Genomic DNA, 26,004 nt, shown 5'->3' on the forward strand with positions numbered 1-26,004 from the left:
TTCCGGAGCGTTGGCGTGGGGCGGGGACACGCAGGAGGGTCCCCGCAGGACGAGCGCGCAACCGGAGCCGCCTGGCCGCGACACCCCGCACGCGCAGAGCCGAGGAGACCCTCGTGCGGGGCACCGCCCCACCCCCCGACACCGCCCAGCCCGCGCAGCGAACCCGCAGGGGCACCGCACACCGCCGAGCCGCCCGCAGGGCAACCGGCATACGGCACACCCTCACGCCCCGCCGCGCGACATTCCGTACCTGGCCCCCCGGGAGGGAAAGGGTGTAGCAACTGCCCCATGACGATCAACGGCGGCATCTCCTTCTGGTACGCGACCCACCCCGGCCCCCCGGCCACCCCATCCCGTACGCCCCAAGCGCCCCGCACGCCCCTCACCGCCCACACCACCGCCGACGTCGTCATCGTCGGCGGCGGCTACACCGGCCTGTGGACCGCCTACTACCTGAAGCAGGCCGCCCCCGACCTGCGCGTCACCGTCCTGGAGCAGAAGTTCTGCGGCTACGGCGCCTCCGGCCGCAACGGCGGCTGGCTCTACAACGGCATCGCCGGCCGCGACCGCTACGCCGCCCTCCACGGCCGGCAGGCCGCCCGGAGCCTCCAGCAGGCCATGAACGAGACCGTCACCGAGGTCATCGACGTCGCCGCCAAGGAGGGCATCGACGCCGACATCCACCGCGGCGGCGTCCTCGAAGTCGCCCGGACCCCCGCCCAGCTCGGCCGCCTCAAGGCCTTCCACGCCGCCGAGCTCGCCTTCGGCGAGACCGACCGCGTGCTCCACGACGCCGCCGCCACCCGCACGCGCATCGGCATCGCCGACGCCGTCGGCTCCAGCTGGAGCCCGCACGGCGCCCGCATCCACCCCCTGAAGCTGGTCAGGGGCCTGGCCGAGGCCTGCGAACGCCTCGGCGTGGTGATCCACGAATCCACCCCGGTCACGGAGATCTCCGCGGGGAAGGCGGTCACCCCCTACGGCACGGTCCGCGCCCCGCACGTCCTGCGCTGCACCGAGGGCTTCACCGCCGCCCTCAAGGGCCAGAAGCGGTCGTGGCTCCCGATGAACTCCTCGATGATCGCGACCGCCCCGCTGTCCGCCGAGACCTGGGCACAGCTCGGCTGGTCGGGCCGGGAGGTCCTGGGCGACATGGCCCACGCGTACATGTACGCGCAGCGGACCGCCGACGACCGGATCGCGATCGGCGGGCGCGGGGTCCCGTACCGCTTCGGCTCGCGCACCGACAACGACGGCCGCACCCAGCCGGCCACCGTCGACTCCCTCCGCGACCTGCTCTTCTCCTTCTTCCCGGCCCTCACCGGTACGGAGATCACCCACGCCTGGTCGGGTGTCCTGGGCGTGCCGCGCGACTGGTGCGCCACCGTCACCCTGGACCGCACCACGGGCGTGGGCTGGGCGGGCGGGTACGTCGGCTCGGGCGTCGCCACCGCCAACCTCGCCGGCCGCACCCTGCGCGACCTGGTCCTCGGCGAGTCCACGGAGCTGACGGCCCTGCCGTGGGTGAACCACCGCGTCCGCCGCTGGGAACCGGAGCCGCTGCGCTGGCTCGGCGTGCAGGCCCTCTACGCCGCCTACCGCGAGGCGGACCGCCGGGAGGCGGCCTCCCACACCCCGAGGACGGCCCCCCTGGCCCGCCTCGCCGACCGCATCTCGGGCCGCCACTGATCACGCCGGCCGACCGCGCCGGCCGACCGCGCCGGCCGACCGCTCCGACGGCAGCGGGCCCGGCACGTGTGGCGCGTGCCGGGCCCGCCGGTTCACTCCTGGGAGATGTCCGTCCCGCTAGACGGTCTTGTCCTCTCCCGCTCCCTCTTCGTGCGCGTCACCGCGGCCGTGGTCGTGGCCGGGCTTGCCGTCGTGCCCGGGCTTGTGGCCGTGGCCGGGCTTGTCGCAGTCCTTGTGGTCGTGCTTCTTCTTGACGTGGATCGTCACGGAGCAGGTTCGCGCCGATGCGCAGGAGCCGCCCGGCGCGATGGGCGCCACGTAGTTGACCAGGGTGTGGTCGCCGCGGTCCGGTGTGTTCACCCGCACCTGGTAGGTGATGGTCGCGGTGCCGCCGGGTGCCAGGGTGCCCGTCCAGGTCAGCGTGTTCCCGGCGAGGTCCGCGGAGCCGCTGGTGGAGGTGAGCGAGCCGGGCACGAAGGTGGCGTCGTCCAGGACGTCGCTCAGGTCGTCGGTGAAGTCGCCGTTCGCGGCGACGGTGCCGGTGTTGGTGACGGTGAGCCGGTAGCTGATGGTGTTGCCCTCGTTCACCGGTCCCGTCGGCGACGCCGACTTCGCCACCGTGTAGGCGGGCACGACGCAGTTGCCGCTGTCCTGCGCGGAGGTGGCCCCGTAGAAGCCGCGGCCCGTCGCCTCGACGGTCGTCACCGGCAGCGGCGCGGTCGACGTCGTGGTGGGCAGGCTGGTCAGCAGGTTGATGTCGCCGTTGGAGGCGAAGGCGTAGACGCTCCCCGCGGACTTGGCGGCACCGAAGGTCTGGGGGACCGTGCCGATCTGGACGATCGTGTTGTCGGGCCGGATCCGGAAGACCGGGGACGGGCCGGACACGTCAGCGGTGCCGAAGGCCAGGACGTCGCCGTCGTCCAAGGTGATGAAGTCGCCCGCCGAGACGACGCCGGCAGGGAAGGAGACGGGGAACGGCGTGGAGACGCCCGTGGCGGGGTCGATCAGGAAGATCTGGCTCGAATTGAACGAGCCGGCGATCAGCATCCCGTCCGCGCGGGCGGTCAGGCCGTTGACGGCGGGCGTCGACGTGACCGCCGCGAGCGGTCCGGAGATCGGCTGCCCGGCCGTCTCCGCACCGGTGACGGGGTTGATGGTGTAGAGCGTGGCGGAGCCGGCGGATCCGGGGAAGTCCACCCCGTACAGCGTCGAGCCGTTCGGGCTGAACGCGATGTCGCCGTAGTCGCGGGCCAGCGGGACGTTGCTGAGCGTGTTGCCCGTCGTGTCGTACTGGATGAGCCGCTGGTCGTTCCCGCCGGTGTTCGCCCAGAGCGGCGCCGGCGGGCACACCGCACGCGCCTTCGACGCGGCGGCTCCGGCCGGAGCCGTGCCCGTGTACGCCTGCGCGAGTCCCGCGGTGCTGGTGACGGCCAGGACGAGGCCGATCGCCGCTCCCGTGAGCACTCGCCGCATGCTGCTCTGCCCGTAACACGCCATGAAGGCTCCTCACTTCTCCCGCCTTCCTCGGAAGACGGATCGCGCACACAGCCGGCCGGCGGGCCCGAGGGGGCGCCGGTCCGGCAGAACCGGTCGACGCAGAGTTCCCCCGGCGGATCCCCGGGACCGGCAGAGGCGGCGGTAGCCCCCCTTCCGGCCCATCACCACCACTCGAACAGGCTGGCGCACCACTCCACCGTCCCGACCCCGGCCCGAACCAGGCGCCGCCCCCGGGCAGCCCACCGGAGCCACCCCTCGGAAACGAAAAACCCCAGGTCACCAAAGAGGTGACCCGGGGTTCGCGGAGCCCCCTGTCGGATTCGAACCGACGACCTACGCATTACAAGTGCGTTGCTCTGGCCGGACTGAGCTAAGGAGGCACGACCCGCGCGCACACAGCGAGCGAAGCCGCCATCACTCTACACAGCGCGCGAATCCCCCGGCCATCAGATTCATCGCCCCTCCACGGGGTACCCCGTCGCCTCCACCGCCGCGGCCACCGCGGTGGGGTCCGCCTCCGGGTTCAGGGCCTTGACCACATCGCCCGTGAGGGGGCGCCGGGCGAACACGTGTCGGATCGCTTCCAGGTCCACGGGCCGCTCGTGGTACTCCTCCGCGAAGTCGCGGTAGGCCTCCGGCGTGCCGGCCGCGAGCACCCCGAAGAGGTCCCGGGCGCCGTCGCCGTAGCCGCCGGGGACCTCCACCGGGCCCGTGCGCCAGCCCTCGTCCGCCGCCTCCCGCCAGAACACCACCGTGACGCGCGGGACGGGTCCGGCGCCGTCGCCGTCGTCGTCGCAGAACGCCGGTTCCGTCACGTACGGGCGGAACGCCTCGGGCACCGCGTCGACCAGCCCCGGCCAGACCGCGACGTCCTCGCCCGCCCACGGGCTCATCCGGGATTCGTGGGCGAAGCCCCGCGCGTACGCGCCCGCCGCCGAGAAGACGACGGCGTAGTCGTCGCCGGAGCCGTCGTCCATCAGGGCCGCCTCCTCCGTCTCGGACCAGTCGGCGGCGTACGCGAAGAACTGCTCGTGCAGGTCCATCACCGTCTCCAGCACGGCCAGGGCGCGGCAGCGTTCCCGCAGGGCCGGGACGTCGGGGAGGACCGGGAGGATCTCGTACACGCTCATGGGCGCATCGAAGCAGGTCGCGCCGACAATCCCACACGCCGGCGGTGCTGACAGACGCCGTCGCGGGAGGTAGCGTCGGGCGGAGTCCGGTTTCTGGACTAGACCTTCCACTCGGATCGTCCGGCACGTTCCTGCCGGTAGAAGGGATTCATCACCATGGCTTCTGTCACTTTCGACAAGGCGACCCGTCTGTACCCGGGCGGCGACAAGCCCGCAGTCGACCAGCTGGAGCTGGAGATCGAGGACGGCGAGTTCCTCGTCCTCGTCGGCCCCTCCGGCTGCGGCAAGTCCACCTCGCTGCGCATGCTCGCCGGCCTGGAGGACGTCAACGGCGGCGCCATCCGCATCGGTGACCGCGACGTCACGCACCTGCCGCCCAAGGACCGGGACATCGCGATGGTGTTCCAGAACTACGCGCTCTACCCGCACATGACCGTCGCCGACAACATGGGCTTCGCGCTCAAGATCGCCGGCGAGGACAAGGCCACCATCCGCAAGAAGGTGGAGGACGCGGCGAAGATGCTCGACCTCACCCAGTACCTGGACCGCAAGCCGAAGGCGCTCTCCGGCGGCCAGCGCCAGCGCGTCGCCATGGGCCGCGCGATCGTGCGCAAGCCGCAGGTGTTCCTGATGGACGAGCCGCTGTCGAACCTCGACGCCAAGCTCCGCGTCTCGACGCGTACGCAGATCGCCGCCCTCCAGCGCGACCTCGGCATCACCACCGTCTACGTCACCCACGACCAGGTCGAGGCCATGACCATGGGCGACCGGGTGGCCGTGCTCAAGGACGGTCTGCTGCAGCAGGTCGACACCCCGCGCAACATGTACGACCGTCCCGCGAACCTCTTCGTCGCCGGCTTCATCGGCTCCCCGGCCATGAACCTGGTCGAGGTCCCGATCACCGACGGCGGCGTGAAGTTCGGCGACAGCGTCGTCCCGGTGTCGCGCGCCGCGCTGTCCGCCGCGGCCGACGCGGGCGACCGCACCGTCACGGTCGGCGTCCGCCCGGAGCACTTCGACGTCGCCGAGAGCGGCGGTCTGACCATCACCGTGAACGTCGTCGAGGAGCTCGGCGCCGACGGCTACGTCTACGGCTCCACCTCGTCCGCCGAGGGCTCGCAGGACCTCGTCGTCCGCGTGGGCGGCCGCCAGGTCCCGGAGAAGGGCTCCAGCCTGCACATCGTGCCGCGGGCCGACGAGATCCACGTCTTCTCGACCTCTTCCGGGCAGCGACTGTCCGACTAGTCGTACCGGCACGGAGGTTGGAGGGGCGTCCCGCCAAGGGGCGCCCCTCCGCCGTTCGTTGCCACAGGGCTCCCCTCAGGAACCCCGGCAGACCGGGCCATTCGGGCGGATCCGTCAACCGGTAATTCGAAAAGCCACGTCGAACCATCCCCCGACAGGGTGACTAAATGTCGCCAAATCCTCACCGAGCGCTACTCTCGCCCTCGTGACCCACACTGCCCGCCGAATCGGCCGTTCCCTCGCCCTGGTCCTGCCCGTCGTCCTGGTCCTGTCCGGGACGCTCGCGGTCACGATGGTCCCCTGGGCGGACACTTCCTCCTCCCAGCTCGTGACCGCTTCCGCCGAAGGCGTCTCCACGCCCGCGAAGCCGCGCGCCGCCCACGAGGTGCTGCGCACGCAGCTCGTCGGCGAGCTGCAGCAGGGCAAGGAGCCGGGCGACGTCCTGACCCACCTCCAGCAGGAGGTGAACCGCCGGCCGTCGCTCGCCGAGCACTGCGTGGGGATCGCCCGGGCGCTCGGACGCGCCGCCGTCGAGGCGTACGGACCGACGAAGGCCCAGTCGTTCGCCCGCCCCGTCTGCGACACCTCGTACGCCACGGGCGTCGCCTCCATGGGCTGACGCGCGCCCCGTCCCTACGCTGGCCGCCATGACCGAAGACCCCCGATCCGCCTCCTCCGCAGCCGCGTTCCCCGCCGCCCCCACCCAGGCAGTCGTCCTGGCGGGCGGCCAGGGTTCGCGGCTGCGCCCGTACACCGACGACCGTCCCAAGCCGATGGTCGAGATCCCGGGTACCGGGCTGCCGATCATCGGGCACCAGTTGGCCTGGCTGGCGGCCGAGGGGGTCACCGACGCCGTCGTCTCGTGCGGGCACCTCGCCGGGGTGCTCCAGGAGTGGCTGGCCGAGGCCCCGTTGCCGCTGCGCGTGACCACGGTGGTCGAGGAGGAGCCGCTGGGGCGCGGCGGCGGGCTGAAGTACGCCGCCCGCCACCTCCCGGACCCCGGCGGGGCCTGGTACGCCACGAACGGCGACGTCTGGACCCGGTTCTCGCTCCGCGAGATGGCCGCCTTCCACGACGAGCGCGGGGCGGTCGCGACGCTCGCGCTGGCCCGGCCGCGGATCCCGTGGGGGGTGGTGGAGACCAACGAGTTCGGGCACGTACTGGACTTCATCGAGGCCCCGTTGTCGCCCTACCCGGTGAACGCCGGCGTGTACGTCTTCGGGCCCGAATTCGCCGCCCTGCTGCCGGACTTGGGCGACCACGAGCGCACCACCTTCCCGCGGCTGGCGCGGGAGCGGCGGCTGGCGGGCTTCCCGCTGCCCCAGGGCGCCTACTGGCGGGCGATCGACACGGCGAAGGACCTCACCGAGGCCGCACGGGAGTTGGCGGCGCAGAAGGGCCCCTGAGGCCCCGCACGGACCTCGCCGCGGCCCTGCTCCTCGACCGTCCCCCTTTCCACGGCCTGCCGCGGCGTTCCGCACCCTCCCCGACACGCCACGGACACGCCACGGGGGCCCGGCACGCTCGCGCGTACCGGGCCCCCGTGTGCCGGCCCCTGGCGGAGGGCTCAGCCGATGAGCCCGCCGATCAGGCCGGGCTGCTTGGTCGGAGAAGTGCCGCCCCCGCGGGTGCTGCTGCCCGACGAGGAGGACGACGACTTCGGCGCCGTCGACTGCCGGGGGGTGCTGCGCGGGGTCTGCTGCTTGCCGGTCGTGCTGCCGCTGCCCCGGGTCGCGGTGGGCGACTCGGAACCCGTACCGGCCGTCTCCCGGGAGGGAGCCCCCGAAGCGGTCTTCCCGGCCTTGGCGGACGGCTCGGACGGCGACGGCGTCGGCGAGGACTGCCGGGTGGGCTGCTGCTGCGCGGGCTGCTGCCTGGGCGGCGTCTGCGGCAGCGGGCGGCCCGGCAGGTAGTTGCTGGGGGCCTCGCCGGGACCCGGGACGGTGACGACGGTGGTGGAACGGACGGCGCCGCCCAGGAGCGAGCCGACGAGCAGGGTCAGCCCGCACACCACGGTCGCCATGACGGCGCCGCGCCGCAGCACGCGCCGGCGCAGCCGCCAGACCTCGGAGCGCGGGCCGAGGGTGCGCCACGCCTCGCCGGCGAGGCGCCCGTCCAGGGAGTAGACCGGCGCACCCGCGATGATCAGCGGGCTCCAGGCGGCGAGGTAGATGATGTCGGGCGCGTCGTAGGCCGGGACGGTCTTCCAGCTCACGGTCATCAGCAGCGCGGCGGACAGCAGCGCCCCGAAGCAGGCGGCGAACCGCTGCCACAGGCCGAAGACCGTCAGCACACCGACGATGACCTGGAGGAACGCCACGCTCAGGCCCGCACCCACCGGGTGCGCGAGCGCGAAGTCGCGCAGCGGCTCGGCCAGCGCCCACGGGGTCAGGGTGTGCAGCCAGGTGACCATGGAGCCGCGCTCGCCGCCGTCGAAGTAGACGGGGTCGCACAGCTTGCCCATGCCGGCGTAGATGGAGATGAAGCCGAGGAAGACGCGCAGCGGGAGCAGCACGACGCCGAGGTTCATCCGGCGGCCGGGGTAGTAGGAGGCCTGGCCGCGGTTGTCGCCGGCCGGGCGGCGGGCGTCCGGCCCCGGGCCGGCCCCGGGACCGTGCGGCTGCTCGTACGGGAGGTCCCGTACGGCGGCCAGGGGGCGGGTCTCGGAAGGGTCCCCGTAGCTGCGCTGGCCGATGACGGTCGGCGTGGCCAGGGTGTCCTCGGCGAGGTCGTGGTCCAGGTCGATGCGCGGGATGACCTGGGTGGCGGCGCCGCCGTCGTACTCGTCGTGGCCGCGTACGGCCTGGAGCAGTCCGCCCATGGCCGCGGCGGCGTCGCCGGTGTCGGACTTGCCGCTCCAGACCACGGGGGCCCGGCGGCGGGTGGCCCCGGCGGCGGCCACCGCGGCGCCGCCCAGGACGGGTGCGCGGCCGGGGGCCTTCGCGGGCTTGGAACGCGCGCTCGGGCTCGGTGCGAGCCGCACGCGGAAGCTGGCGTGGTTGACGATGACCTGTGCGGGGTCGCACGGCACCTTGACCATGCTCAGCGCGGGCTGGTCGTCGAACCCTGACGTTCTGGTGTCCACACTCATCTAACCGAGTGATCAGTGTTTAGGACACTGCCTTGACATCAGGGATCTGTCCGAGACCCGTCAAGATCAAGCCACCCCGCCCGGAACGGGCGGGGTGACACGCTCACGGGTCATGTTCCGTGGGCCAAGTGGATCAAGGCGATCAGGTGCGCGGCTGCGTGGCGCGGCGGCGGGCCGCCTCGTACAGCACGACGCCCGCGGCGACGCCGGCGTTGAGGGACTCGGCGCCGCCCGGCATCGGGATGCGCACGAGGTAGTCGCAGTTCTCGCCGACGAGGCGGCCGAGGCCCTTGCCCTCGGAGCCGACGACGATGACGACCGGGCCGCCGAGCACCTCCAGGTCCTGCACCTCGTGCGTGCCCTCGGCGGCGAGGCCGACGACGGTGATGCCGGCCTTCTTGTACTCCTGCAGGGCGCGGGTGAGGTTGGTGACGCGGGAGACCGGCGTACGGGCGGCGGTGCCGGCCGAGGTCTTCCAGGCACCGGCGGTCATGCCGGCGGCGCGGCGCTCGGGGATGACCACGCCGTGGCCGCCGAAGGCGGAGACGGAGCGGACGATCGCGCCGAGGTTGCGCGGGTCGGTGACACCGTCGAGGGCGACGATGAGCGGGTCCTCGCCGTTGTCGTAGGCGGCGTCGGTGAGGTCCTCGGGGTGCGCGTACTCGTACGGCGGGACCTGGAGGACCAGGCCCTGGTGGTTGAGCCCGTTGGTCATGCGGTCGAGCTCGGGGCGCGGGGCCTCCATCAGGTTGATGTTGCCGCGCTCGCCGGCGAGCTGGAGCGCCTCGCGGACGCGCTCGTCGTTGTCGATGAACTGCTGCACGTAGAGGGTGGTGGCGGGGACGCCGTCGCGCAGGGCCTCGAAGACCGGGTTGCGGCCGACGACCATCTCGCTGGTGCCCTTGGGGCCGCCGCGGCGGGGGGCCGGGCGGCGCTTGGCGGCCTGGCGGGCCATGGCGTTGGCGATGCGGTTCGCCTTGTGCTTCTTGCGGTCCTCGGCCTTGGGCGTGGGGCCCTTGCCTTCCAGGCCCTTGCGCCGCTGGCCACCGCTGCCGACCGTGGCGCCCTTCTTGTTGGACGTGCGGCGGTTCCTGCGCTGGCTGTTCCCGGCCATGACCTCTACCTGTTTTCGTTGGTGCTGCGATATGTACGTATGAAGAGTGTGCCGCCCGGGGGGCCGGGCGGCACAGTCGGACTGCTCCGGGTGCCGGGGGCTCAGCGGGGGCCGAGCGTCCAGCGCGGCCCCGTCGGGCTGTCCTCGATGACCAGACCGGACTGCTGGAGCTGGTCGCGGATGGCGTCGGCGGTCGCCCAGTCCTTGCGGGCGCGGGCGGACTCGCGCTGCTCCAGGACGAGGCGCACGAGGGTGTCGACGGCGCCGTGGAGGTCCTCGCCGCGGTCGGCCTCGCCGGCCCAGTGCGGGTCGAGCGGGTCCAGACCGAGGACGCCCAGCATGGCCCGCACCTCCGACAGGCGCGCGATGGCCGCGTCCTTGTCGTCGGCGGCGAGCGCGCTGTTGCCCTGGCGGACGGTGGTGTGGACGATGGCGAGCGCCTGCGGGACGCCGAGGTCGTCGTCCATGGCCTCGGCGAAGGCGGGCGGGACCTCCTTCGCGGCCTCCACGGGGCCGCCGGCCTTCTCCACGACGCGCTGGATGAAGCCCTCGATGCGGGCGAAGGCCGACTCGGCCTCGCGCAGCGCCTCCTCGCTGTACTCGATCATCGACCGGTAGTGCGGGGTGCCGAGGTAGTAGCGCAGCACGATCGGGCGCCACTGCTTGACCATCTCGGAGACGAGGACCGAGTTCCCGAGGGACTTGGACATCTTCTCGCCGGCCATGGTGACCCAGGCGTTGTGGACCCAGTAGTTCGCGAACGCGTCACCGAAGGCCTGGGCCTGGGCGATCTCGTTCTCGTGGTGCGGGAAGATCAGGTCGAGCCCGCCGCCGTGGATGTCGAAGGCCTCGCCGAGGTACTTGTGCGCCATGGCGGAGCATTCGAGGTGCCAGCCGGGACGGCCGCGGCCCCACGGGGTCTCCCAGGAGGGCTCGCCCGGCTTGACGGACTTCCACATGGCGAAGTCGCGGGGGTCGCGCTTGCCCGTCTCGCCCTCGCCGGAGGGCTGGAGCAGGTTGTCGAGCTCCTGGTTGGACAGGCTCAGGTAGCCGGGGAAGGAGCGCACGTCGAAGTAGACGTTGCCGTCGGACTCGTAGGCGTGGCCGCGCTCGATCAGGCCGCGCATCATCTCGATCATCTCGGGGACGTGGCCCGTGGCGCGCGGCTCGTAGGTGGGCCGCAGGCAGCCGAGGGCGTCGTACCCGTTGTTGAAGGCCTGCTCGTTGTCGTAGCCGATGGACCACCAGGGGCGGCCCTGCTCGGCCGACTTCGCGATGATCTTGTCGTCGATGTCGGTGACGTTGCGGATGAAGGTGACGTCGTAGCCGCGGTACTCGAACCAGCGGCGCATCATGTCGAAGTTGAGGCCCGACCGGATGTGCCCGATGTGCGGGGCCGCCTGCACGGTGGCACCACAGAGGTAGATCGAGACGCAGCCCGGAACGAGCGGGGTGAAGTCGCGGATCTGCCGGGCGTTGGTGTCGTACAGGCGAATAGTCACGGCATCCAGGGTAGTGCGCCTGTAGCAGTGCCCCGCGACCTTTGGGGCCGCGGGGCCGCTTTGTTGCCGAAGATGTGCCGTCACCGCGGGCGTTCAGGCCCGGTTCGTCCGGTACACGAGGGCGGTGGCGATGGCGGCGAGCCCTTCGGCCCGGCCGGTCAGGCCCAGTCCGTCGGTGGTGGTGCCCGATACGGAGACGGGGGCGCCCGCGGCGGCCGCGAGCGCCTTCTGCGCCTCTTCGCGCCGCTTGCCGATCTTCGGACGGACCCCGATCACCTGGATGGCGATGTTGCCGATCTCGAAGCCCTCCGCGCGCACGATCCGGGCGGCCTCCGCCAGCAGGGTGACGCCGGCGGCGCCGGACCACTCGGGGCGGGACGTGCCGAAGTGCGCGCCGAGGTCGCCGACTCCGGCGGCCGAGAAGAGGGCGTCGCAGGCGGCGTGCGCGGCGACGTCGCCGTCGGAGTGCCCGGCGAGGCCGTCCTCCCCCTCCCAGAGCAGGCCGGCGCACCACAGTTCGCGGCCGGTCTCGAAGGCGTGCACGTCGGTGCCGATCCCGACGAGCGGGATCGCCGGGGCGGCGGCTGCGGCTGCGGCCGCGTCGGAGCTAGAACCCATCGTTGGCCCTCCTGCGGGCGAGTACGGCCTCTGCGAGGACCAGGTCGAGCGGTCGGGTGACCTTGAAGGCCTCTTCGTGTCCCGGGATCACCACGACGGGCACGCCGAGGCGTTCCACCATGCCGGCGTCGTCGGTGGCGCCCTCGCCGGCGACGGCGATCTCGGCGTGAGCCCGCAGGAGCGTGGCGAGGTCGAAGCCCTGCGGGGTCTGCACGGCGCGCAGCCGGGCCCGTTCGGGCGTGGCGACGACGGGCTCGGGCTCGCCCGGCCCGCCGGGCTCGACCTCCTTGACGGTGTCGGCCAGCGGAAGCGCGGGCACCACGGCGCGGGCGCCGTCGCGCACGGCCTCGACGACGGCGTCCACGGTGTCCACGGGGACGAGCGGGCGGGCCGCGTCGTGGATGAGGACGGCGGTGACGTCCTGCGGCAGCGCGTCCAGGCCGGCCCGTACGGACTCCTGGCGGGTCTCCCCGCCGGGGACGACGAGGACCTCGGTCCGCTCGGGCAGCGCGTGCTCGCCCAGCAGGAGGCGCACCTCGGCGGCCTCGGCGGCCGGGGCGACGACCACGACGACGGACACCGCACGGGAGCGGGCCATCGCGCGGACGGCGTGCACGAGCATCGGGGTGCCGCCGAGGGCCCGCAGGGCCTTGGGGGCGCCGGGACCGAGGCGTACCCCGCGGCCGGCGGCCGGGATCACCGCGGCGGTGCGGCGGGGCCGCGTTACGTCAGACATCAGTAGCTCCGAGCCAGGTTTCCGAGCCAGGTTTGTGACTTCGGCCGACATGGGTATGGCCTGAAGGGTGCCGGGTGCGACGCCCCTCGCCCCTTCCGTGACGACCGGTCGAGCAGGCTGCCCGGACCCGGCACGCCAGTGAGAAGTACGCGTACGGATCACGAATCCGGGTACGAGTGCGCGAGAGGTACGGATACAGACATGCCGCAGCGCCCGGCAACAGGTCTCTCGTGGAGGAGGGACCTTGTCATCGGGCACCGCGGCAAGCTGTGCACACCGTGCACGGGGCCTCGCGTCAGGACGCGAGAACCTCGTCGAGGAGGGCCTCGGCCTTGTCCTCGTTCGTGTTCTCAGCGAGCGCGAGCTCGCTGACCAGGATCTGGCGCGCCTTCGCGAGCATGCGCTTCTCGCCCGCGGAGAGCCCGCGCTCGCGCTCACGACGCCACAGGTCACGCACCACTTCGGCGACCTTGATGACATCGCCAGAAGCGAGCTTCTCCAGATTTGCCTTGTAGCGCCGGGACCAGTTCGTCGGCTCTTCTGCATACGGTGCACGAAGCACCTCGAAGACCCGGTCCAGCCCGTCCTGGCCGACTACGTCGCGAACGCCGACGAACTCCGCATTGTCCGCAGGCACACGAACCGTCAGGTCGCCCTGGGCGACCTTGAGCACCAAGTAGGTCTTGTCCACGCCTTTGATCTGGCGAGTCTCAATGGCCTCGATCAGCGCGGCCCCGTGATGGGGATAGACCACGGTGTCGCCAACCTTGAACGTCATGTGACAGGTACCCCTTCCGTGGCTATCCAGGGTAACACGAGAACTGACTGTTATGAATGGCGTTTTCGCAGGTCAGGGCACATCTCGGGGCTTGACAACAGCGACAGGAACGTGCTGCGGAAGGCTTCCGGAAGGGGGTATTCGCAGGTCGGGGGCGCTGCGCGGACCGGGCGAAAGGGCCACGCTACACCCGCTCCACACCCCCACCAGTGTGACGTACGTCCCGTTTTGCCGGGTTGAGAGTCGCGAAACCCAACTGCTCCGTTCGGCTGGCGAGCACCCGTACGGGAGCCGGTTCCGGCCCAATCCGGAATTGATCACCGAGTGGCGTTCGGGGAATCCCGGAATTGATCAACGGACGGCGGTCGCACGATATGCGAGCGGCACATGATCGGCGAGGGGAACGCCAGGGTGAACCCCGGGCGGAATGCAAGATCGAGGACCGCCCCCAGGGCGGCGGCCCCCCTGCGGAGGGTCGGGTGCGGGGGCGGGGCGGCGGCTCGGTAACCTAAGCGCGCTGACACACCCTTAGAGCGGCTTTACCTCGGCCGCTCCGGGGGTACCTCCCAGCGGTTGCCGGGAGATCCCACCCTTCCGTTCCGTTCGTCCAAGGAGTTGCCGCCGCCGTGAGCCGCAGCCTTCGACGCGGCGCCCTCGCCGCCACCGCCGTCGTGTTCTCGATCGCCTCGCTGGCCGCATGCGGTGCGGGCAACGACGCGCAGACTCTCCAGATCAAGCCGGACAACGCCGCCGCCACCAAGGGCGACATCGAGATCCAGAACGCTCTGGTGATCACCCAGGGCGAGAAGGACAAGAAGGGCCCGGCCGTCGTCTCGGCGACCGTCTTCAACAACGGCACCAAGGCACAGACGCTTGACGGCATCACCCTTGCGGATGGCAAGGGCAAGGTCGTGCTGAAGCCGGCCGGCGGCGCCGGCAAGATCACCGTGCCGGCGGGTGGCTCCGTGGTGCTCGGCGGCAAGGACAACGCCTCCGCCGTGATCGAGAACGGCTCCGAGGCCGCCAAGAACGGCGACGTGCAGAAGGTCGTCTTCCAGCTCAGCAGCACGGGCGGCGTCGAGCTGCAGGCCTTCGTGGTCCCGGCCGTCGGCATGTACGCGGGCTTCGGCCCGACCGCGGCCCCGGCCCCGGTCGGCAGCCCGTCCGGCAGCCCCTCGGGCACGCCGTCCGGCTCCCCGTCCGGCTCTCCGTCGGGTGCGGCCTCCGGCAGCCCCTCCGGGTCCCCCTCGGGCGCCGCGGGCGCGTCCCCGTCGGGCTCCGCCTCGCACGCCGCGGGCCACTGACGCACGCCGTACGCGTACGCATACGGAAAGGGCCCCCGTCCGCACCAGCGGACGGGGGCCCTTTCCCGTGCGGGTCCGGCAGGCCTACGGCTCGAACTTGTAGCCCAGGCCGCGGACCGTGACCAGGTAGCGCGGCGCGCCCGGGTCCGGCTCGATCTTGGCGCGCAGCCGCTTGACGTGGACGTCGAGGGTCTTGGTGTCGCCGACGTAGTCGGCGCCCCAGACCCGGTCGATCAGCTGCATGCGGGTCAGCACGCGCCCCGCGTTGCGCAGCAGCATCTCCAGCAGGTCGAACTCCTTCAGCGGGAGGTCCACCTTGCCGCCGGCGACGGTGACCACGTGGCGGTCGACGTCCATCCGTACGGGGCCGGCCTCCAGGGCCGCCGGGGTGACCTCCTCCGGCTCGCCGCGGCGGCGCAGGACCGCGCGGATGCGGGCGACCAGCTCCCGCGAGGAGAAGGGCTTGGTGACGTAGTCGTCCGCTCCTATCTCCAGCCCGACGACCTTGTCGATCTCGCTGTCCTTGGCGGTCACCATGATCACGGGCACGTTGGAGCGGCCGCGCAGCTGCCGGCAGACCTCGGTGCCGGGCAGGCCGGGGAGCATCAGGTCGAGGAGGACGAGGTCGGCGCCGTTGCGCTCGAACTCGTCGAGCCCGTCGGGGCCGGTCGCCGCGATGGCGACCTCGAAGCCCTCCTTGCGGAGCATGTAGGACAGGGCGTCGCTGAAGGATTCCTCATCCTCGACGACGAGCACTCGGGTCACGGAAGGACCTCCGGGGCAGGAATGGCTGGAGCGGTTCTGGTTCAGGCTGGGGTCGGGTGGGTGCGGGGGGCGGCCGCCGGGGACGACGCGGCCGCTTCGGGGAGTCGCAGGGTGAACGTGGAGCCCTGGCCTTCCGAGCTCCAGACCGACACCTCCCCGCCGTGCGAGGCCGCCACGTGCTTCACGATCGCAAGGCCGAGGCCGGTGCCTCCCGTGGCGCGGGAGCGGGCCGGGTCCACGCGGTAGAAGCGCTCGAAGATGCGCTCGCGGTCCTTCTCCGGGATGCCGATGCCCTGGTCGGTCACGGCGATCTCGATCAGGTCTCCCCCGGGTGCGGTGACCCGGCGCCCGGCTATGCCGACGCGGGTACGGGCGGGGCTGTAGTTGACGGCGTTCTCGACCAGGTTTCCGAGGGCTGCTGCGAGCTGCCCGCGGTTGCCCCAGACCCGCAGGTCGGCGGTGCCGCCCGCGGCCATGGTGATCTGCTTGGAGGAGGCCGTGTGCCGGCAGCGGTCGATGGCCTCGGCGACCAGCGTGTCCACGCGGACGGGCTCGGCGTCCTCCAGCGGGTCGTCGTTCTGCACCCGGGAGAGGTCGATGAGCTCCTGCACGAGGTTGATCAGCCGGGTGGACTCGATCTGCATGCGGCCGGCGAAGCGGCTGACCGCCTCGGGGTCGTCCGCGGCGTCCATGACGGCCTCGGACAGCAGGGAGATCGCCCCGACCGGGGTCTTCAGCTCGTGGGACACGTTGGCCACGAAGTCGCGGCGGACGGCCTCGATGCGGCGAGCCTCGGTGAGGTCCTCGACCAGGAGGAGCACCAGGCGGGAGCCGAGCGGGGCGACGCGCGCCGAGACCGCCAGGGCCTCGCCCCGGCCCGTACCGCGGCGGGGCAGGTCCAGCTCGACCTGGCGTATCTCCCCGTCCCGGCGGGTGTCGCGGGCCATGTGGAGCATGGGCTCCACGGCCAGCTTGCCGCCGCGTACGAGCCCGAGGGCGTAGGCGGCGGACGAGGCCTTGACGACGGCGTCGCCCTCGTCGAGGACCACGGCGGAGGAGCGGAGCACGGAGAGGACGGTGTCCACGCCGGGCGGCAGCACCGCATTGATGTCGGGGCGCATGGAGCTCCGGGTGGGGCGGGCCTGGTCGCGCTCGCTCCAGCGGAACGCCAGCATCGCGATGACACCGGTGCAAAGACCGGCGATCGCTGCAGCTGCGGCGACCGCCGCGTTCACGTCCATGGATCCAGGTTAAGCAGGCGCGACGACACTTCCACAGCCGTTCGGGTGGCACCTCGAACAGTCGTCGCCCAGAGTTCACCCTGGCGACGGGGTTGATTCACTTGTGGTGCCGGAGTCGGACGCGTTTGCGGCTCACCGTGTCAACGTGGGGCAGCAGGCCGCCCCGGCCCGCCCCGGGCATTGCCGCAGTAGCAGTAGCAGTAGGTCGAGAGAGGGACACGAGAAATGCGCGACGCGTACCACGAGGAACTGGACTCGATCGGAGAAGGCCTGGTCGAGATGGCCCGGCTCGTCGGTTCCGCGATCGGGCGGGCCACGACGTCCATGCTCGATGCCGACCTCAAGCTCGCCGAGAGCGTCATCGCCGCCGACCAGAAGGTCGACGACCTCCAGCACGACCTGGAGGCCCGCGCCATCGCGCTGCTGGCCCGCCAGCAGCCCGTCGCCACCGACCTGCGGATCGTCGTGACCTCGCTGCGGATGAGCGCCGACCTGGAGCGCAGCGGCGACCTGGCCCAGCACGTCGCGAAGCTCGCCCGGCTGCGCTTCCCGGACCGCGCCGTCCCGCGGGACCTGCACGCCACGATCCTGGAGATGGGGCAGCTCGCGCAGCGCCTGATGGCGAAGGCGGCCGAGGTCATCATCACGAAGGACGTCGACCTGGCGCTCCAGCTGGAGCAGGACGACGACGAGATGGACCAGCTGCACCGCACGCTGTTCCAGCACCTGATGGACGACCGCTGGAAGCACGGCATCGAGACGGCGGTGGACGTGACGCTGCTCGGCCGCTACTACGAGCGCTTCGCCGACCACGCCGTGTCCGTGGCCAAGCGCGTGGTCTACCTGGTGACCGGTGAGCACGCGGACGACCTCCAGCAGCCGACGCAGGTCGAGGGCGTCTGACCCCCCGCTTACCTCCCGCTGACCTCCCGCTGACCCCCCGCGCACAGGCGTGCGACGGCGGCGAGCCACTTCGAGCTCCCGTGCGCCGTTGACGCGCCGGTGCGGCTGGGCATGAATGAGGGCGAGGGCGGTCAGTCGTACGAAGTCCCGTATGCCGCGGGGCACCGCCTCGCCGAGGAGGAACCATGCCCGATTCCCCCGTACCCATCACCCCGGAGCAGGAGCAGCCGCCGAGGCCCGAGCCGCTGCGGCTCCCGTTGCTCGCGGCCTGTGGCTGCGGCTCCGGCTGCGGCTGCGGCTGCCAGTCCGGTGCCCCCTGCCAGTGCGGCGGCTGACCGGGCCCCACCGGTTCGCCACCCCGCCGCACGTCACCGCACCCGGTGCGAGGAGAAGCCCCCTGCCCGCGGAGATCCCGCAGGTGGGGGGCCTTTCTCCGTACCTTTCTCCGTACGGAGGGTTCGCCTACCGGAAGACGGCGAGGTAGCCCGCGCCGCCCGGAAGGCCGGGGAGACCGGGGCCGGGGAGGCCGGGGCCGGGCGGCTCACCTCAGGAGCCACTTCCGGGTCAGCTCCATGACCTCCGCGCGGCTGCGGCCGCCGTGGTCGGCGGCGATGAAGTGGGAGCCGATCCGCAGGGAGAAGGTGATCAGGGAGCGGACCTCGACGTCGTCCTCGTCGGCGCAGAAGGCGCGGAACAGCGAGCGCAGGTACTCCATGCGCCGGCTGTCCGCGCGGCGCAGCCGCTCGGCGACGGCCTCGTCGCGCCGGGCCCAGTCGCGGACCGCCAGGTCGGCGTCGACGCCGACCACCGGCCCCTCCTCGTAGGAGGCGACGATCGTGAACAGCCGCTCCAGTCTGGCCCTGGCGTCTCCCCCGCCGCTCTCGACCAGCTCGATCACCGCCTCGGAGACCTCGCGCTCCCAGGTGTCGAGCATCTCGGTGAGCAGTGCGCCCCGGCTGCCGAAGTACCCGTAGAAGCCGCCCTTGCTGACGCCGAGCGCCTGCGCGAGCACCTCGACGCGGACGGCCTCCGGGCCGCCGGCGGCCAGCGCCCGCAGCCCCTCCTCGATCCACCTGCCGCGCGGTGTGCGGGTCGCGCCCATGGCGTGTGCCTCCTCACGCACCCTTTCTATACGGTGCCGTATAGGCGAGTGCTAGCCTCGATCTATACGGCATCGTATAGAAGGGGCACGCTCATGAGACTCCCCAGAACCGCGCACACCTCCCGTCCCTGGCGGATCCACGAGATCGCCCACGACTTCCGGGTCGAGGACGTGTGGGCGCTCCCGACCCCGGGCGGTCCGGACGACCTCGCACGACTGGTACGCCAGTTCGCGAGGGGCACCGGGCACCCCGTCCCCTCCCGCGTGGGGCGCGCGCTCTTCGCGATCCGGTGGAAGCTGGGCGCGCTGCTCGGCTGGGACACGCCGGCCGACGGCCTCCGCTCCCGGGTGCCGACGCTCCGCGACCGGCTGCCGGCGGACCTCCGCGAGGGCGACCGCGGGCCCGACCTCCCGTCGCTGCCCTTCACGTCCGTCTACCAGACGCACGACGAGTGGGCGGCGGAGACGGCGAACAAGACGATGCACGGGGTGCTGCACATCGGCTGGGTCCAGGACGGCAACGGCGTCCACCACGGCCGGATGGCGGTCCTGGTGAAACCCAACGGCCTCCTGGGCGCGGCCTACATGCTGGCCATCAAGCCCTTCCGCCACCTCGGCGTCTACCCGGCCCTCATCCGCTCGATCGGCACGGAGTGGCAGAAGCCCACGCCCCCCGTCCCGAACTGACCACCGGGCCCGGTCGCTCCTGCTACGTCCGGCGGCCGGGAAGCGGTTCCGTGCGCCGACGTCGCACCCGGCCGACCAGCAGGCAGGCCGAGACCACCGCGAAGAACAGGGCGCCGGCGCCGGATGCCGCGGCAAAGACGGCCGGGCCGCCGCCGTCGAGGTCCTCTTCACGAGCGATCTGCTGCGGATCGTCGGCCCGGTACCTGATGGGCACACGGGTGCCGGCCGGACTGAGCCTGCCGCTTCCGCTGCCCGCCGGAAGACGCGCCTCGACGGTGCGTCCATCGACCTCGAACGCGACCGCGCATCCCCCCGCCATGCACGGACCGCCCGTCAGGCGCGTCGCCTCGGCGCGCACGCCGTCCCGGAAGGAACGCAGGTGCTGGGCCGGAACCACCGCCAGCGCCGCCAGCACGCCCAGCAGCAGTGCGAGCGCCAGTGCCGCCGGCCCGCCCGCACGCGGTCGACCGCGTCGGTCGGTGGAGTCCGGCCGGCGCACGTCGGCCGTGCCCGCACTCGATGTGGTGTCCATCGTTCCGCCCCCCTCTGTCCTGCCCCCAGAGGACGCCCCTCCCCATGCGCGCATGCCCCGCGTCCCCCTGCGACCACGGTAGGCACGGCGATCAGGTGCGTCACGTGCTGCTTTCGGCACCTGTGGGACGGCCGGACTGCCTGCCGTCGGCAAGGAGGCCCGGAGGAGGCCGTTCAGCTCTCGTACCGGCCCGGGGCCCTTACCCGTCAGAGCCTCGGGCCGTATGTTCCCTCCTGACAGATACGTGATGGGCGGGGGCATGTCAGGACAACTATTCACCTTGATCGGTGTGCTCGTCGGCGCGGTTGCGTCGTCCATAGGTGGAGCCCTGATGGAGAGGTCTCGGTGGCGGCGCCAACTCTCCACACGGTGGGACGAACGTCGCCTGGAGTGCTATCTCCGGTATGCCGACGCGATCAAGAAGTTCACCTCGCTGGCAGGTCGTCTGGCTGCGAGCAAGGGACTCTTCGACCTTCCCCAGCCGCTCGCCGAGGAGGCCGGCCTGGAGCTGCTGGCCGAAGCCGAGCTCGAGCGCGGCTACGCGTTCGAAGCCGTGCTCCTCATGGGAGACGCGGAATCCATCTCGGCGGCCAGAGCGCTGCAGCGGCACGCCTGGGCACTGGAACGGCTCGTTCGAGACATGCGCCCGGGTACGCCGGACGACTGGATGAGGGCGCTCCGGGAGTTCCAGGAGAAGCGTGACGAGTTCTACCTCGCCGCACGCAACAGCCTGGGCGTCCATGCGGACTTCCGGCTGCGATCCGAGGATCCACCCATCCTCAGCCCGGACCCCCGCCCCTCGTAGCCCGGAAACAACAGACAGCCCCTCACCCGCTGCACACCAGCGGGTGAGGGGCTGTTTCGTGCGTCAGGGTTACTTCTTGCCCTGGTTCTTGACGGCCTCGATGGCAGCCGCGGCCGCGGCCGGGTCCAGGTAGGTGCCGCCCGGGTTGAGGGGCTTGAAGTTCGCGTCCAGCTCGTAGACGAGCGGGATGCCGGTCGGGATGTTCAGGCCCGTGATGTCCTCGTCCGAGATGCTGTCGAGGTGCTTGACCAGACCGCGCAGGGAGTTGCCGTGCGCGGCCACCAGGACCGTGCGGCCCGCCAGCAGGTCCGGGACGATGCCGTCGTACCAGTACGGCAGCATGCGCTCGACGACGTCCTTGAGGCACTCGGTGCGCGGACGCAGCTCGTTCGGGATCGACGCGTAGCGCGGGTCCTCGGACTGCGAGAACTCCGTACCGTCCGCCAGCACCGGCGGCGGGGTGTCGTAGGAGCGGCGCCACAGCATGAACTGCTCCTCGCCGAACTCCGCGAGGGTCTGCGCCTTGTCCTTGCCCTGCAGCGCGCCGTAGTGGCGCTCGTTCAGGCGCCAGGAGCGGTGCACCGGGATCCAGTGGCGGTCCGCGGACTCGAGCGCGAGCTGCGCGGTGCGGATGGCGCGCTTCTGGAGGGAGGTGTGCAGAACGTCGGGCAGCAGGCCGGCGTCCTTGAGCAGCTCACCGCCGCGGACCGCCTCCTTCTCGCCCTTCTCGGTGAGGTTGACGTCCACCCAGCCGGTGAACAGGTTCTTCGCGTTCCATTCGCTCTCGCCGTGGCGGAGGAGGATCAGCTTGTACGGTGCGTCGGCCATGCGTACGAGCCTAGTGGACGCGCGGGCGCGCTCGCGCGCGGTGTGCGGCGGGTGCCGATTGACGGTCCCGGTCAATTGACTGGCGCCCCGAGCCCACCCCCTCGTAATGTGCACCTCGCCAGAGCGACGCTTACACCCTCGGGGGGATTCCGCATGTCCGCTGCCAGTCTGAGACGGGCCGCCCGGGAGAGCGTCTCGGGTCTGCCCCCGGCGTTCTGGTGGCTGTGGACGAGCACCCTGGTGAACCGGCTCGGGGCCTTCGTCGCCACCTTCATGACCTTGTACCTGACCCTGGACCGGGGCTACTCGGCGTCGTTCGCGGGACTGGTGGTCGCCCTCCACGGCCTGGGCGGCGTGATCTCCTCGCTGGTCGCGGGCGTGATGACCGACCGGCTGGGGCGGCGCCCCACGCTGCTGGCGGCCCAGGCCTCGACCGCCTTCTCGGTGGCGCTGCTGGGCTTCATGGAACACCCGGCGGCGATCGCTGCGGTGGCCCTGCTGGTCGGCATGACCTCCAACGCCTCCCGCCCGGCGGTCGCGGCGATGATGGCGGACATCGTCCGCCCCGAGGACCGGGTACGGGCCTTCGCGCTCAACTACTGGGCCATCAACCTCGGCTTCGCCGTCAGCGCGACCGCGGCGGGACTGATCGCCGAGTACAGCTATCTGGCCGGCTTCCTGGGCGAGGCCGCCCTGACGCTGGCCTGCGCAGTGCTGGTGTACGTCAAGCTGCCCGAGTCCCGGCCGGAGCGCGCCGGGTCCGGCGGAGCCGGTGCGTCCGCGGGCAGGAACGGGCCGGAACCGGAGATCGGGCTCGGGACCGTGCTGCGGGACGGGCGGTTCATGGGCGTGGTCGGCCTGTCGTTCCTGATCTCGCTGATCTTCACGCAGGGGTCGGTCGGCCTGCCGGTCGCGATGGGCTCGGCCGGGTTCTCGCCCGGGGACTACGGGCTCGTGATCGCCGTGAACGGCTTCCTGATCGTCGTCCTGCAGATCCCCGTCACCCGCCTCATCGAGCACCGCGACCCGCAGAAGCTGCTGGTGGTCTCGGCGCTGCTGGCCGGCTACGGCTTCGCGCTGACGGCCTTCGCCGGACCGGTGTGGGCGTACGCGCTGACGGTGTGCGTGTGGACGCTCGCCGAGATCGTCAACTCGCCGACCCAGATGGGCCTGGTCGTACGGCTCTCGCCGGTGCACGGGCGCGGGCGCTACCAGGGCGTCTACACGATGTCCTGGGCGGTGGCCGCCCTGGTGGCGCCGCTGATGGCCGGCTTCATGATCGACCGGTGGGGTGCGGACTGGCTGTGGACGACCACGGGCGTACTCGGCACGGTGGCGGCGGTCGGCTACTGGCTGCTCATGCGGGGGCTCTCCGAGGGCGGGCGGGAAACGGCCCCGGCGGCGGCCGGCGGCGCCGAGCCGAAGCCGGCTGGGGCTGCGGCTCAGGATCCGGCTCCTGCTCCTGCTCCTGCTCCTGCTCCTGCCGACCCCCTCCCCGCCTCGGGCCCCGTCGCAGCCGGCTGATCCACCGAGCGGGAACGGGGCCCCGGAGTCAGGCGAGGTGGCCGAAGATCGCGGCGAGGAGAACGCCCGCCGCGAGGAAGAGGACCGTCAGCACCGCCATGGCGGTCTTCTGCTCCGCCGTCACCCCGCCCTCCGGCATCTCCATGGCCATGGTCGTGGCCGTGGCCGTGGCCGTGCCCGCGTGGTCCGCTGCCGGCGCCGGCGCCGGCAGCGGCTCGCCGCCCTCGCCCAGCGCCCGTACCGTCCCCATCCCGTGCTTGAGGTGGTTGGCGACCAGCCACACGTTGACCGGGTACGCGAAGGCCAGGCCGGCCAGTACCGCCAGCGAGAAGGTCGCCCAGAAGCGCACGTCGCCGACGTCCCGCGCGCCCGGCACCTGGCTGCGCACGATCACGTTCACCGCGACCATGGCTCCCATCACGCAGTTCATCGAGAGCCACTCCGCGTACACCGTCGACCGGACGGCCCGCACGTAGCTGCCGCCGAGCATGTCGCGCATGAACAGGGCCTGGAAGACCAGCAGCCCGAAACCGAAGCCCACCGCGTACTCCAGCAGGGCGTCGGCCCACGGCGGGAGGCCGAGCAGCGAGGCGACGACGGCGGCGACCATGATGCCGGTCGCGTCGCCGGCCACGCAGTGGATGGTCGAGCCGAGCGCCTGCTTCCACAGCGGCGCCACGAACCGCTCGTGGGTCCCCGGCCGCGGCTCCTTGCAGGACAGCACGTAGAGCGCGGCGCCCACCGGGCCGATGTAGAGGGTCACCAGCACCCAGCCCCACTTCATCACCGTGAGCTCGGGGTTCTTGGTGAAGGCGTCGTGGGCGACGTAGCCGGTGGACAGGAGCGCCAGGGCGAACCAGGCGTACATGAGTGCTTCGGCTGTGGTCCCGCTCATCCCGCCACGGTGCGGGCGGCCGGCCCCGGCCGGGCGGGCCGACACGCACTCCCGCGCCGTTCGGTGCGGTGCGTCAGCCGATCGGAGTGCCGGGACCGGCCGCCTCGCCCGCCCCGGCGACCTCGCCCGCCTCGCCCCCCGCCCCGCCCTGCGGCCGCGTCAGGTGCTTGAAGGCGTCGAGGTTGTAGGTCGGCTCGCCGCGCGAGACCCGCCACTCGTACTCGCGCCGGATCGCGCTCGCGAAGCCCAGTTCCAGCAGTGTGTTGAACGAGCCGTCGGCGGCCTCCAGCACCGTGCCGAGCAGCCGGTCCAGCTCCTCCGGGGTGACGACCGACAGCGGCAGGCGGGCCGTCAGGTAGACGTCGCCGAGCCGGTCGACCGCGTACGCCATCCCGTACAGCTTGAGGTTGCGCTCCAGCAGCCAGCGGTGGACGCCCGCCTCGTTCTCGTCGGGGTGGCGGATCACGAAGGCGTTGACCGACAGCGAGTGGCGGCCGATCTTGAGCGAGCAGGTGGTGCTCAGCTTGCGGGAGCCGGGGAGCTGGACGACGTACGTCCCCGGCTGCGGGCTCTCCCAGCCCAGCTCCGCGGCGGTGAGCGCACTCTCGATGATCTCGGCGGTGTCAGCCATGGTGGGAGCGTACGCGACGGCGATGATCATGCATGGCCGCGGTGTAGACGTCGGCCGTGCCGCTCGCCGCGGTGTCCCAGCCGAAGAACTGCGCGTGCCGCGCCGCCTCGGCGCCCATCCGGTCCGCGAGCCCGGGTTCGTCGACGAAGCGGCGCAGCTCGCGCGCGTAGTCCGCCGGGTCGTGCCCGGGTACGAGGATCCCCGTGACGCCGTCGTTGACGGCGACGGGCAGACCGCCGACCTCGGCGGCCAGCACCGGGGTGCCGGCGGCCTGGGCCTCTATCGCGACGAGCCCGAAGGACTCGCTGTAGGAGGGCATGACCAGCACGGAGGCGGCGCGGAACCAGTCCGCGAGCCCGTCCTGGGCGACCGGCGGGTGGAAGTGCACGAGGTCGGCGATGCCCAGCTTCGCGGCGAGCTTCTGCAGGCCCTCGGGCTTGGCGAGGCCGCTGCCGCTGGGACCGCCGACGACGGGGACGAAGAGGCGGCGGCGCAGCGAGGGGTCCCGGTCGACGAGGACGGCGACGGCGCGCAGCAGGATGTCGGGCGCCTTCAGCGGCTGGATCCGCCCGGCGAAGAGGGGGATGACGGCGTCCTGCGGGAGGCCGAGGCGGGCGCGGGCGGCGGCCCGGCCGTCGCCGACGGTGAAGCGTTCGAGGTTCACGCCGGGGTGGACGACCGCCACCTTGGCCGGGTCGGCCTCGTAGTGGCGCACGAGCTCGTCGGCCTCTTCGGCGGTGTTGGCGATGAGCCGGTCGGCGGCGGAGACGATCTGCGTCTCGCCTATGACGCGGGCGGCGGGCTCGGGGGTGTCGCCCTCGGCCAGCGCCGCGTTCTTGACCTTCGCCATGGTGTGCATGGCGTGCACGAGGGGTACGCCCCAGCGCTGGGCGGCGAGCCAGCCCACGTGCCCGGAGAGCCAGTAGTGGGAGTGGACGAGGTCGTAGTAGCCGGGGCGGTGGCCGGCCCAGGCCTGCATGACGCCGTGGGTGAAGGCGCACAGCTGGGCCGGGAGCTCCTCCTTGGCGAGGCCCTCGTAGGGGCCCGCGTCCACGTGCCGCACGAGGACGCCGGGTGCCAGCTCGACCACGGGCGGCAGCCCGCCCGTGGTGGCCCGGGTGAAGACCTCGACCTCGATGTTGATCGCGGCGAGCCGCCGTGCCAGCTCCACTATGTAGACGTTCATCCCGCCGGCGTCGCCGGTCCCGGGCTGGTGCAGCGGTGAGGTGTGCACGCTGAGCATGGCCACGCGGCGCGGTTTGCGGTGGTGGCCGACGGCCGGCAGGCGCAGCCGGGGCGGCTCGTGGCGGGTGGCGGCGCGGGCGGCGGCGAGGCGCCCGCTGAGACTGCCGCCGAGGCGGGACACGTACTGGCTCAAGGAAGCGCT

General features: G+C 72.2%; 25 protein-coding genes, 1 tRNA gene and 1 pseudogene. 10 read left to right on the forward strand and 17 right to left on the reverse strand.

All coding sequences use genetic code 11. The features are described from left to right. Positions 1–288: 288 nt before the first annotated feature. Positions 289–1,689 (forward strand): NAD(P)/FAD-dependent oxidoreductase, encoded by a 1,401-nt coding sequence (locus AB0O53_RS33445; protein ID WP_365200716.1) that lies wholly within the window; start codon positions 289–291, stop codon positions 1,687–1,689. 117 nt (positions 1,690–1,806) lie between these two features. Here AB0O53_RS33445 and AB0O53_RS33450 read toward each other — a convergent pair whose 3' ends face one another. The 3 genes from AB0O53_RS33450 to AB0O53_RS33460 form a co-directional block, all read right to left on the reverse strand. Then, on the reverse strand, positions 1,807–3,153 hold the full coding sequence (locus AB0O53_RS33450; RefSeq protein WP_365200719.1) for a DUF7927 domain-containing protein: 1,347 nt from the start codon (positions 3,151–3,153) through the stop codon (positions 1,807–1,809). 338 nt (positions 3,154–3,491) lie between these two features. Next, a tRNA-Thr gene (locus AB0O53_RS33455) sits at positions 3,492–3,566 on the reverse strand. 72 nt (positions 3,567–3,638) lie between these two features. Then, entirely contained in the window at positions 3,639–4,316 is a 678-nt protein-coding gene (locus AB0O53_RS33460; RefSeq protein WP_365200722.1) for a hypothetical protein, read from the reverse strand. A 156-nt stretch (positions 4,317–4,472) separates the two neighbouring features. Between AB0O53_RS33460 and AB0O53_RS33465 the strand changes: the two genes are divergently transcribed. From AB0O53_RS33465 to AB0O53_RS33475, 3 genes are all read left to right on the forward strand, one after another. Next, positions 4,473–5,561, forward strand: a complete 1,089-nt coding sequence (locus tag AB0O53_RS33465) for an ABC transporter ATP-binding protein (protein WP_350998701.1) — start codon at positions 4,473–4,475, stop codon at positions 5,559–5,561. 205 nt (positions 5,562–5,766) lie between these two features. Continuing rightward, entirely contained in the window at positions 5,767–6,180 is a 414-nt protein-coding gene (locus AB0O53_RS33470; protein ID WP_350998698.1) for a hypothetical protein, read from the forward strand. A gap of 28 nt (positions 6,181–6,208) precedes the next feature. Then, positions 6,209–6,967: a nucleotidyltransferase family protein gene (locus AB0O53_RS33475; RefSeq protein WP_350998696.1), complete on the forward strand. Its 759-nt coding sequence runs from the start codon at positions 6,209–6,211 to the stop codon at positions 6,965–6,967. A 161-nt stretch (positions 6,968–7,128) separates the two neighbouring features. Here AB0O53_RS33475 and AB0O53_RS33480 read toward each other — a convergent pair whose 3' ends face one another. The 6 genes from AB0O53_RS33480 to AB0O53_RS33505 all read right to left on the reverse strand — a co-directional run bounded on the left by AB0O53_RS33480 (position 7,129) and on the right by AB0O53_RS33505 (position 13,400). Then, a complete protein-coding gene (locus AB0O53_RS33480) occupies positions 7,129–8,652 on the reverse strand; it encodes a DoxX family protein (protein ID WP_365200726.1) in 1,524 nt (507 codons plus the stop codon). Positions 8,653–8,794: 142 nt separating this feature from the next. Beyond that, positions 8,795–9,766, reverse strand: a complete 972-nt coding sequence (rlmB, locus tag AB0O53_RS33485) for a 23S rRNA (guanosine(2251)-2'-O)-methyltransferase RlmB (RefSeq protein WP_350998692.1) — start codon at positions 9,764–9,766, stop codon at positions 8,795–8,797. Positions 9,767–9,867: 101 nt separating this feature from the next. Beyond that, positions 9,868–11,268, reverse strand: coding sequence for a cysteine--tRNA ligase (gene cysS, locus AB0O53_RS33490; RefSeq protein WP_350998691.1), 1,401 nt, complete (start codon positions 11,266–11,268; stop codon positions 9,868–9,870). A 93-nt stretch (positions 11,269–11,361) separates the two neighbouring features. After that, positions 11,362–11,886 (reverse strand): 2-C-methyl-D-erythritol 2,4-cyclodiphosphate synthase, encoded by a 525-nt coding sequence (gene ispF, locus AB0O53_RS33495; protein WP_365200728.1) that lies wholly within the window; start codon positions 11,884–11,886, stop codon positions 11,362–11,364. Beyond that, positions 11,876–12,622 carry a 2-C-methyl-D-erythritol 4-phosphate cytidylyltransferase gene (gene ispD, locus AB0O53_RS33500; protein WP_350998685.1) on the reverse strand — a complete coding sequence of 249 codons (747 nt, stop codon included), beginning with the start codon at positions 12,620–12,622 and terminating at the stop codon, positions 11,876–11,878. Before ispD ends, ispF begins: the two co-directional genes overlap by 11 nt. A gap of 295 nt (positions 12,623–12,917) precedes the next feature. Further along, complete coding sequence (locus tag AB0O53_RS33505) at positions 12,918–13,400, reverse strand: CarD family transcriptional regulator (protein ID WP_003953493.1); 483 nt, start codon at positions 13,398–13,400, stop codon at positions 12,918–12,920. A gap of 626 nt (positions 13,401–14,026) precedes the next feature. On the opposite strand from AB0O53_RS33505, the gene AB0O53_RS33510 reads away from it, so the two are divergent. Beyond that, a complete protein-coding gene (locus AB0O53_RS33510) occupies positions 14,027–14,704 on the forward strand; it encodes a DUF461 domain-containing protein (protein ID WP_350998682.1) in 678 nt (225 codons plus the stop codon). 84 nt (positions 14,705–14,788) lie between these two features. Here AB0O53_RS33510 and phoP read toward each other — a convergent pair whose 3' ends face one another. Next, positions 14,789–15,460, reverse strand: coding sequence for a two-component system response regulator PhoP (gene phoP / locus AB0O53_RS33515; RefSeq protein WP_465270294.1), 672 nt, complete (start codon positions 15,458–15,460; stop codon positions 14,789–14,791). Between the two features lie 104 nt (positions 15,461–15,564). Next, a pseudogene (phoR, locus tag AB0O53_RS33520) lies at positions 15,565–16,710 on the reverse strand (two-component system sensor histidine kinase PhoR); the annotation flags it as partial. A gap of 225 nt (positions 16,711–16,935) precedes the next feature. Here phoR and phoU point away from each other — a divergent pair. Beyond that, positions 16,936–17,613, forward strand: a complete 678-nt coding sequence (phoU, locus tag AB0O53_RS33525; RefSeq protein ID WP_030009600.1) for a phosphate signaling complex protein PhoU — start codon at positions 16,936–16,938, stop codon at positions 17,611–17,613. 185 nt (positions 17,614–17,798) lie between these two features. Further along, positions 17,799–17,948, forward strand: a complete 150-nt coding sequence (locus AB0O53_RS33530; protein ID WP_167344738.1) for a hypothetical protein — start codon at positions 17,799–17,801, stop codon at positions 17,946–17,948. Between the two features lie 206 nt (positions 17,949–18,154). Here the strand turns inward: AB0O53_RS33530 and AB0O53_RS33535 are convergent, their stop codons facing one another. Further along, on the reverse strand, positions 18,155–18,715 hold the full coding sequence (locus AB0O53_RS33535) for a TetR/AcrR family transcriptional regulator (RefSeq protein ID WP_365200732.1): 561 nt from the start codon (positions 18,713–18,715) through the stop codon (positions 18,155–18,157). 93 nt (positions 18,716–18,808) lie between these two features. Here AB0O53_RS33535 and AB0O53_RS33540 point away from each other — a divergent pair, with 93 nt between their 5' ends. Continuing rightward, positions 18,809–19,402: a DUF2867 domain-containing protein gene (locus AB0O53_RS33540; protein WP_350998673.1), complete on the forward strand. Its 594-nt coding sequence runs from the start codon at positions 18,809–18,811 to the stop codon at positions 19,400–19,402. Between the two features lie 22 nt (positions 19,403–19,424). Here AB0O53_RS33540 and AB0O53_RS33545 read toward each other — a convergent pair whose 3' ends face one another. Further along, a complete protein-coding gene (locus AB0O53_RS33545; protein WP_350998670.1) occupies positions 19,425–19,934 on the reverse strand; it encodes a hypothetical protein in 510 nt (169 codons plus the stop codon). A gap of 280 nt (positions 19,935–20,214) precedes the next feature. On the opposite strand from AB0O53_RS33545, the gene AB0O53_RS33550 reads away from it, so the two are divergent. After that, positions 20,215–20,739, forward strand: a complete 525-nt coding sequence (locus tag AB0O53_RS33550) for a hypothetical protein (RefSeq protein ID WP_365200736.1) — start codon at positions 20,215–20,217, stop codon at positions 20,737–20,739. A 69-nt stretch (positions 20,740–20,808) separates the two neighbouring features. Here the strand turns inward: AB0O53_RS33550 and AB0O53_RS33555 are convergent, their stop codons facing one another. Then, the gene (locus tag AB0O53_RS33555) at positions 20,809–21,567 is read right to left on the reverse strand and encodes a phosphoglyceromutase (RefSeq protein WP_350998651.1); all 759 of its coding nucleotides are present in this window, start codon (positions 21,565–21,567) and stop codon (positions 20,809–20,811) included. Between the two features lie 153 nt (positions 21,568–21,720). Here AB0O53_RS33555 and AB0O53_RS33560 point away from each other — a divergent pair, with 153 nt between their 5' ends. Next, positions 21,721–23,091: an MDR family MFS transporter gene (locus AB0O53_RS33560; RefSeq protein WP_365200739.1), complete on the forward strand. Its 1,371-nt coding sequence runs from the start codon at positions 21,721–21,723 to the stop codon at positions 23,089–23,091. Positions 23,092–23,119: 28 nt separating this feature from the next. Here the strand turns inward: AB0O53_RS33560 and AB0O53_RS33565 are convergent, their stop codons facing one another. The 3 genes from AB0O53_RS33565 to mshA form a co-directional block, all read right to left on the reverse strand. Beyond that, a complete protein-coding gene (locus AB0O53_RS33565) occupies positions 23,120–23,986 on the reverse strand; it encodes a DUF4396 domain-containing protein (protein ID WP_365200742.1) in 867 nt (288 codons plus the stop codon). A gap of 73 nt (positions 23,987–24,059) precedes the next feature. Next, positions 24,060–24,617, reverse strand: coding sequence for a type III secretion system chaperone family protein (locus AB0O53_RS33570; RefSeq protein WP_350998644.1), 558 nt, complete (start codon positions 24,615–24,617; stop codon positions 24,060–24,062). Beyond that, complete coding sequence (gene mshA, locus AB0O53_RS33575) at positions 24,610–25,995, reverse strand: D-inositol-3-phosphate glycosyltransferase (protein WP_435886709.1); 1,386 nt, start codon at positions 25,993–25,995, stop codon at positions 24,610–24,612. Before mshA ends, AB0O53_RS33570 begins: the two co-directional genes overlap by 8 nt. Between the last annotated feature and the right edge of the window lie 9 nt (positions 25,996–26,004).

It is taken from the genome of Streptomyces erythrochromogenes (assembly GCF_040684695.1).
GTDB lineage: Bacteria > Actinomycetota > Actinomycetes > Streptomycetales > Streptomycetaceae > Streptomyces > Streptomyces erythrochromogenes_C.